The 7,785-nt window shown below is 61.1% G+C and carries 8 protein-coding genes; 3 read left to right on the top strand and 5 right to left on the bottom strand.

What is annotated here, in order from left to right; translation table 11 throughout:
- The first annotated feature begins 14 nt into the window (after nucleotides 1–14).
- Both paaD and ACIQ47_RS07245 read left to right on the top strand, forming a co-directional pair.
- Nucleotides 15–515 (top strand): 1,2-phenylacetyl-CoA epoxidase subunit PaaD, encoded by a 501-nt coding sequence (paaD, locus tag ACIQ47_RS07250; RefSeq protein WP_396437504.1) that lies wholly within the window; start codon nucleotides 15–17, stop codon nucleotides 513–515.
- 36 nt (nucleotides 516–551) lie between these two features.
- Nucleotides 552–1,655 (top strand): 2Fe-2S iron-sulfur cluster-binding protein, encoded by a 1,104-nt coding sequence (locus ACIQ47_RS07245; RefSeq protein ID WP_396437501.1) that lies wholly within the window; start codon nucleotides 552–554, stop codon nucleotides 1,653–1,655.
- An 82-nt stretch (nucleotides 1,656–1,737) separates the two neighbouring features.
- On the opposite strand, the gene ACIQ47_RS07240 is transcribed toward ACIQ47_RS07245, so the two are convergent.
- A complete protein-coding gene (locus ACIQ47_RS07240) occupies nucleotides 1,738–3,582 on the bottom strand; it encodes an ABCB family ABC transporter ATP-binding protein/permease (protein WP_396437500.1) in 1,845 nt (614 codons plus the stop codon).
- Between the two features lie 40 nt (nucleotides 3,583–3,622).
- Between ACIQ47_RS07240 and ACIQ47_RS07235 the strand changes: the two genes are divergently transcribed.
- Complete coding sequence (locus tag ACIQ47_RS07235) at nucleotides 3,623–4,033, top strand: acyl-CoA thioesterase (protein WP_108354246.1); 411 nt, start codon at nucleotides 3,623–3,625, stop codon at nucleotides 4,031–4,033.
- A gap of 13 nt (nucleotides 4,034–4,046) precedes the next feature.
- Here ACIQ47_RS07235 and ACIQ47_RS07230 read toward each other — a convergent pair whose 3' ends face one another.
- The 4 genes from ACIQ47_RS07230 to ACIQ47_RS07215 form a co-directional block, all read right to left on the bottom strand.
- Nucleotides 4,047–4,529 carry a thioesterase family protein gene (locus ACIQ47_RS07230; protein ID WP_396437499.1) on the bottom strand — a complete coding sequence of 161 codons (483 nt, stop codon included), beginning with the start codon at nucleotides 4,527–4,529 and terminating at the stop codon, nucleotides 4,047–4,049.
- A gap of 164 nt (nucleotides 4,530–4,693) precedes the next feature.
- Nucleotides 4,694–5,455, bottom strand: a complete 762-nt coding sequence (locus tag ACIQ47_RS07225; RefSeq protein ID WP_396437498.1) for an enoyl-CoA hydratase — start codon at nucleotides 5,453–5,455, stop codon at nucleotides 4,694–4,696.
- Between the two features lie 48 nt (nucleotides 5,456–5,503).
- Nucleotides 5,504–5,947 (bottom strand): DUF2147 domain-containing protein, encoded by a 444-nt coding sequence (locus ACIQ47_RS07220; protein ID WP_396437497.1) that lies wholly within the window; start codon nucleotides 5,945–5,947, stop codon nucleotides 5,504–5,506.
- 19 nt (nucleotides 5,948–5,966) lie between these two features.
- Nucleotides 5,967–7,778, bottom strand: coding sequence for an acyl-CoA dehydrogenase C-terminal domain-containing protein (locus tag ACIQ47_RS07215; RefSeq protein ID WP_396437496.1), 1,812 nt, complete (start codon nucleotides 7,776–7,778; stop codon nucleotides 5,967–5,969).
- Nucleotides 7,779–7,785: the final 7 nt, after the last annotated feature.

Here is a 7,785-nt window from a genome sequence, read left to right as displayed (position 1 = left end):
CCAGCACCGCCGATGTGGCCCGCGCTTGGACCCTGCTCGACAGCTTGACCGACCCGGAAATCCCGGTGGTCACTTTGCGCGAGCTGGGCATTTTGCGCGACGTGCGCGCAAGTGATGAGGGGTTGGAAGTGGTCATCACGCCCACTTACAGCGGCTGTCCGGCGATGGGCCAGATCGAGGACGATGTGAAATCCCTGTTGCAAGCCCACGGCCTGCAAGGTCGCGTGGTCACGCAGCTGGCCCCGGCCTGGACCACCGATTGGATGAGTGAAACCGCCAAAGACAAACTGCGCGCTTATGGCATCGCCCCGCCGCATGCCTGCGCCAGCAGCGGCACAGGGGCGGCCAGCGTAGTGCAGTTTGCAGCGCGCGGGGCCAAAGCCGAGGTGGTGCACTGCCCGCAGTGTGGCTCGGCCAACACCACCGAAACTTCCCATTTCGGCTCGACCGCTTGCAAGGCCCTTTACCGGTGCCTGGCCTGCATGGAGCCCTTCGATTACTTCAAACCTTACTGAGCGGCCACAAGCCACCCAGCTTCAGAGCCTCAAGCCATGTCCGCACCCCGATTTCATGACCTCCCGATCGCACGCATCAACCCCGAAGCGGCTGGAGCGGTGGCGATCACGCTGAACGTGCCCACCGAGCTGCGCAGCAGCTTCGACTTCCAGCCCGGCCAGTTCCTGACCTTGCGCGCCGACATTGCTGGCACCGATGTGCGACGCAGCTACTCCATCAGCTCGGCCCGCAGCCAGCTGCAAAAACAAGGCATGCTCGAGGTGGGCATTCGCCCGGTGCATGGGGGCGTGTTCTCCAACTGGGCGGCCACCCAACTCAAAGCGGGCGACACCTTGCGCGTGATGCCACCCGATGGCCGTTTTGTGGTGCAACGCCCCCGCGCCATCCACCGCGTGGGCTTTGCCGCAGGCTCTGGCATCACGCCCATCCTGTCCATCTTGTCGAGCACCCTGGAAGAGCAGTCTGACAGCAAATTCACCTTGGTTTATGGCAACCGGCGCATGGACAGTGTGATGTTCAACGAAGCGCTGCAAGACCTGAAAGACCGCTACCCTTCACGTCTGACGCTGATCCACATCCTGTCGCGCCAAGCGCAAGAAGTGCCTTTGCTGGAAGGGCGCATTGATGCCGCCAAAGTTCAGGCCATCATCGACGCCTTCTTGCCCGTGGGCAGCATGGACGAAGTGTTCGTGTGCGGCCCCGAGGCCATGATCGAAGCCACCGAGCAGGCGCTGCTCAGCGCAGGCTTGAAGGCCGACCGCATCCACACCGAGCGCTTTGGCTCGCCCACGCTCGATGCGCTGACACCCGAAGCCCGCGCCCAAGCCGTTCTGGGCCAGCCCGCAACACGCGAGCAAGGTGAAGTGCAACTCACCGTGGTGCTCGACGGCAAGCCCTACAACCTGCCGATGAACCGCAACGAGAAGATTCTGGACATCGCCTTGTCATTGGGTCTGGACCTGCCCTACTCGTGCAAGGCCGGGGTTTGCTGCACCTGCCGCTGCAAGGTCATGGAAGGCACAACCGACATGGAGAAGAACTTCACCCTCGAAAAACCCGAAGTCGAGCAAGGGTTCATCTTGTCCTGCCAGGCACGCCCCACCAGCGGCCGCGTGGTGGTGAGTTTCGACGAGCGCTGAAGTCAAGGAAGCACCCGTCAAAGAACGGGTTGCTCGCGTCAGCTCAGGCGTGGATGCAGCGACATCTTGGCAGGGCCGGCACTCATTCGGCCGACTGCTGCATCGCCCACATGCTGGCGTAGCGGCCTTGTTGGGCCAGCAACTCGGCATGGTTGCCGCGCTCGATGATTTGCCCGGCCTCCATCACCAAAATCTCGTGCGCGTCGACCACTGTGGACAGGCGGTGCGCAATCACCAGCGTGGTTTTGTTTTGCGCCACATTGGCCAGCTCGGACTGGATCGCGCGTTCATTGGCCGAGTCGAGTGCCGAGGTGGCTTCATCAAATACCAGAATCGGCGGGTCCTTGAGCAAGGTGCGGGCGATGGCCACGCGCTGCTTTTCGCCACCCGATAACTTCAGCCCGCGCTCGCCCACCGAGGTTCGGTAGCCCTTGGGGGTGGAGGCGATGAAGTCGTGGATGCGGGCCGAACGCGCAGCGCCCTCAATCTCGGCCTGGGTGGCACCGGGCCGACCATAAGCAATGTTGTAGGCCACGCTGTCGTTGAACAGCACCGTGTCTTGCGGCACGATGCCCAAGGCTTGGCGCACACTCGTTTGCGTGACCTGCCGAATGTCTTGCCCTGCAATGCGGATGAAGCCCTGCTGCACATCGTAAAAACGGAACATCAGGCGCGCCAGCGTGGACTTGCCCGAGCCCGAAGGGCCGACCACCGCCACGGTTTTGCCGGCCGGAATCATGAAGCTGATGTCTTTCAAGATCGGGCGATCGGGTTCGTAAGCAAACGACACGCGGTCAAACACCACATCGGGTGCGCCTTGCAAGGTCAGAGCGGGCGCACCCAGCGCATCGGCCACTTCGCGCTCGCGGTCCATCAGCACAAACATCTTGTCCAGGTCGGTCAGGCTTTGCTTGATCTCCCGGTACAGCACACCCAGAAAGTTGAGCGGGATGTAGAGCTGGATCATGAAGGCATTGATCATGACCAAATCGCCCAAGGTCATGCGCCCAGCCACCACACCTTCGGTAGCGCGCCAAAGCATGGTCACCAAAGCCGCAGCGATGATGAGCTGCTGCCCGGTATTGAGCAAGGACAAAGAGGTTTGCGCCTTCAGGCGCGACAAGCGCAGGCGCTCCAGGCTTTCGTCGTAGCGACCCGCCTCGAACCGCTCATTGCCAAAGTATTTGACGGTTTCGTAGTTCAAGAGCGAGTCAACCGCTCGCGTGTGGGCAGCCGAATCAAACTCGTTGGCCTGCTTGCGAAATTGGGTGCGCCATTCGGTCACGCGCACGGTGAAGAAAATATAAAACACCAAGGCTGTCAACGTGATGCCTGCAAACCAAGCGTCGAACTTGACGGCCAAAATGGTCAGCACCAGGCCCACCTCGATCAAGGTCGGGATGACGCTGTAGAGCGAATACGAAATCAGCGACTCGATGCCGCGCACGCCTCGCTCGATGTCACGCGTCATGCCGCCGGTCTGCCGCGCCAGATGAAAGCGCAGGCTTAAAGCGTGCAAGTGCTCGAAGGTTTCCAAGGCGATGCTGCGCGAAGCGCCTTGGGTGGCTTTGGCAAACACCAATTCGCGCAGCTCGGTGAACGCAGAGGTCAGCAAACGCAAAGCGCCGTAACCCACCAACAATGCCACCGGTACCACCAACACGGCCTGCGGGTCGCCGGGCTTGAGGCTCATGGCGTCCACCAGCTCTTTGAGCAGCAGGGGCACACTGACGTTGGCCAGCTTGGCACACACCATCAGGCTCAGGGCAATCACCACACGCCATTTGTATTGCCACAAATAAGGCAAGAGGCGCGAGAGGGTTTTCCAATCATTGCCTGCAGGCGGCTGGGCAGCCTTGTCGGAAGCTGTACCGGGTTGAGGTGAATGGGGGGAAGCAGAAGCGGCAGGTTCGCCGTGTTGGCGCATAAAGGACAATCCAGTTCAACGTTAACCACCGATTGTGCCCATGTCTGAAACCCAACGCCCCAACACCGTGTCTTTGCCCACTGACCAAGAGCTGGTGCTCAAAGTCATCCCCATGCCTGCTGACTGCAATGCCAGCGGCGATATTTTTGGCGGCTGGGTCATGGCCCAGGTCGATTTGGCTGGAGCCGTGTTGCCCGCGCGGCGCGTGCGCGGCCGCATGGTGACCGTGGCGGTCAACGAGTTCATCTTCAAACAGGCCGTCAAGGTGGGCGACATCCTGTCGTTTTTCTCGCGCATCGTGCGGGTGGGCCGCACCTCGGTCACCGTCAAGGTCGAGGTGTTTGCCGAACGCTTTCAGCTGCAAGGCCAGTACATCAAGGTCACCGAAGCGAACCTGACCTATGTGGCGGTGGACGACCAAGGCAAGCCCAGACCCGTGCCTGCCGAGTGAATCGCTGGGGCGCTCAGGACACGATGTAAGCCGCAGCGCCTGTCGACATCAAGGTCCCGTCGGGCCCGCAAAACTCCATGCGAGACGACCCCACGCGCGAGCCCACGCGCAAAGCGTTGGCAGTGATGGTGAAGTACTCGCCAATGCCAGGGCGCAAGTAGTCCACCCTCAAATCGATGGTGCCCAGCTTGGCAAAGCGCTCCAGGCGCTTGGCGGGCGGCTCGTCCATGTGCTTGGCCGCCAGTGCGGCCATCACGGCCGCGCTTCCAACCGCGTCGAGCACCGCGCTGATGACGCCGCCATGGATGCGGTTGTAGGCAAAGTGACCGACCATCTCGGGCCGCATGTCAATGCGGGCCTCCACCCCTTCGGGCGTGACCTTGACCATTTTCAGGCCAAGCGTCTTGTTAAAGACAATTTTTTCTTCGTAGATCTGGCGAAAGCCTTCGATGTACTCGGGTTCCAGAACGACGGGGGGAGTGTTGCGATGGGGCATCTGGGGATTTTATCGATGGCCACTCACTCAGGGCCATCACCGACTGGACAGGTTGTCCAAGGCCGTGTGCGACATCAAAAATTGCGCTGGTCACCCGCTGTAGGAACGGTCTCAGACCGCGATGAAACTGATCGCGGTCAGAGACCGCTCCTGCGGGGGTAATTTCAGAGTTTGGAAAAGTCAGGCTTGCGCTTTTCCATGAAGGCGCCAAAGGCTTCTTTGGCGGCGGGTTCGCGCAGCATGCGGCCAAAGCTTTGTCCCTCTTCGTCCATCTTTTGCAGCACGGCTTGGGTGTCGCCTTTCATCAGGCGCTTGGTGGCGATCAGTGAAGTCAAAGGTTTGGCGGCCAGCTTGCGGGCTTGTGCCTGCGCATAGCCATTGACTTCGGTGGGAGGCACGACACGGTTGACCAGGCCGACTTCTTGCGCGGCTTCGGCAAAAAAGGGCTCGCCCATGAGCAGGGCTTCGGCGGCGCGGTGGTAACCGAACATGCGCGGGGCCAGCAGGCTGGACGCCGCCTCGGGGCAAAGGCCCAGGTTGACAAAAGGCATGGAGAACGCGGCGTTGTCTCCGGCATAGACCAGGTCGCAATGGAACAGCAGGGTGGTGCCGATGCCCACTGCAGGCCCGGCCACAGCGGCGAGCAAGGGTTTTTCGAAGGTGGCGATGCCGCGCAAGAAGCGGAACACGGGCGAGTCTTGCGTGCTGGGCGGTTGGTTCAGAAAGTCACCAATGTCATTGCCTGCGCTGAAGATGCTTTCGTGTCCCTGAAACAGCACCACGCGGACGCTGGGATCAGACCCGGCACGGGCCACGGCATCGGCCATGGCCGCGTACATGGCCACGGTGATGGAGTTCTTTTTGTCAAGGCGGTTGAAGGTGATGGTCATCACCCCCGCGTCGGTGTGGGTCAGGATGTCAGACATGGAGGTCCTTGTTGCATGGTGTCGTGGGGTCTTGCGAGGCGATAGGGTTTACTGAACCCGAATCCAGGTTTGGGTGCGGCCCAACAGGGGGGCACCGATGTAGCCCCGAACTTCCAGCTTTTTGCCGCCCTCGATGGGGGTCAGGCGCAGGCTGTAGTTCTTGCCGTTCTCGGGATCGAGGATTTTGCCCCCTTCCCATACCGCTTTGCCGTCACTTTGTTGACCGCCCCGGATGATTTCCATGCCGATTTTGGGCTTGCCTTTTCGGTCGTCGGTACACAAAGTGCAGTTGGGTTCAGTGTTAGGGTTGTTTTGTAGTCCTTTTTCGACCACGCCCGACAGGCCTGCATTGGCCGTTTGGGTGATGCGGATTTCTGCTTTAGGCTGCTTGCTCTCGTCGTCGATGCTGCGCCACAGGCCCACCGGCGTCATTTGTGCTTGCGCTAGCAAGGTGAACAGGCCCAGGGTCAATGCAAATGTTGGCTTGATCATGTTCATTCCTTTCAGTGACTTATGCCAGCGCAGCGTCGGTGTCCATCAGCACATCGCTGCCCGCGCGGATGCGCCGCATCAGGCTGGAGGTCTCGGGCATCAAGCGGGTGAAGTAAAAACGCGCGGTTTGCAATTTGGCTTGGTAGAACGGGTCGGGGCGCTGGGCTTCTTCTTCGGCCTCGGCCAATTTAGCCAGTGCAATCTGTGCCGAACGGGCCCAGAAGTAACCGAGCACCAAGTGGCCCACCACGCGCAAATAGTCGACCGCCGCAGCGCCTACTTCGTCGGCGTTGCTCATGGCTTTCATGCCCACTTCGCCCGTCAACTGCGTGAGTTTTTGGCCCAGATCGGCCAGCGGCTTGATGAATTCGCCCATGGCTTCGTTGGCCATTTCGGCCTTGACCAATTGCTCGACCAGTTTGCCAAACTTTTTGAGTGTGGCGCCTTGGTTGCCCAGCACTTTGCGGCCCAGCAAGTCGAGCGACTGGATGGTGTTGGTGCCTTCGTAAATCATGTTGATGCGGGCGTCGCGCACGTACTGCTCCATGCCCCACTCTCTGATGTAGCCGTGGCCGCCAAATACTTGTTGGCAGGCCGATGTCGCCTCCCACGCGTTGTCGGTGGTGAAGGCCTTGACGATGGGGGTGAGCAGGGCCACGACCTCGGCGGCCTCGGCCCGCACAGCCTCGTCGGGGTGGTTGATCTCTTTGTCGAGCAGCAAGGCGCAGTAGCAAGCGAGAGCCCGGCCACCTTCGGCGTAAGCCTTGGCCGTCATGAGCATGCGGCGCACATCGGGGTGGACGATGATCGGGTCGGCGGGTTTGCCGGGGGCTTTGACGCCGGTGAGCGAGCGCATTTGAACGCGGTCTTTGGCGTAGGCCAAAGCATTTTGGTAAGCCACCTCGGTCAGGCCCAGCGACTGGTTGCCCACGCCCAGGCGAGCGGCGTTCATCATCACGAACATGGCGGCCAGACCTTTGTGGGGCTGGCCCACCAGGGTGCCCACGGCTTCGTCCAAAACCATCTGGCAGGTGGCGTTGCCGTGGATGCCCATCTTGTGCTCCAGGCCGCCGCAGTAGATGCCATTGCGCTCACCCATGCTGCCGTCAGCGGCCACATTGAACTTGGGCACGATGAAGAGGCTGATGCCTTTGCTGCCGGGCGGCGCATCGGGCAGGCGGGCCAGCACCAGGTGCACGATGTTGGGGGCCAGGTCGTGTTCGCCTGCGCTGATGAAGATCTTTTGGCCAGTCAGCTTGTAAGTGCCGTCGGCTTGCGGCTCGGCCTTGGTGCGCAACATCCCCAGGTCGGTGCCGCAATGCGGCTCGGTCAGGCACATGGTGCCGGTCCACTCGCCGCTTGTGAGCTTGGGCAGGTACAGGGCTTTTTGCTCGGGCGTGCCGTGCGCGTGCAGGCACTCGTAAGCGCCATGGCTCAAGCCCGGGTACATGGTCCAGGCCTGGTTGGACGAGTTGAGCATTTCGTAAAAGCACTGGTTCACCACAAAGGGCAAGCCTTGGCCGCCAAAGTCGGGGTCGCAGCTCAGCGATGGCCAGCCACCGGCCACGTATTGCGCATAGGCTTCTTTGAAACCGTCGGGCGCCTTGACTTCGTGCGTGTTGCGATCCAGTTGGCAGCCTTGGGTGTCGCCCGAGATGTTGAGGGGAAAGACCACCTCGGCGGCAAACTTGCCACCTTCTTCGAGCACCGCGTTGATGGTGTCGGCGTCGGTGTCGGCGTGCTTGGGCAAGGCTTTGAGTTCAGCGCTCACATCAAGCAACTCGTGCAAAACAAACTGCATGTCTCGAAGGGGCGGGTGGTAGAGGGGCACGGCAGGA

Origin of the sequence: Limnohabitans sp., assembly GCF_044373035.1 — a bacterium.
GTDB lineage: Bacteria > Pseudomonadota > Gammaproteobacteria > Burkholderiales > Burkholderiaceae_C > Limnohabitans_A.
Note: the sequence above shows the minus strand (reverse complement) of the source record. Positions and strands in the feature narration are given on the sequence as shown.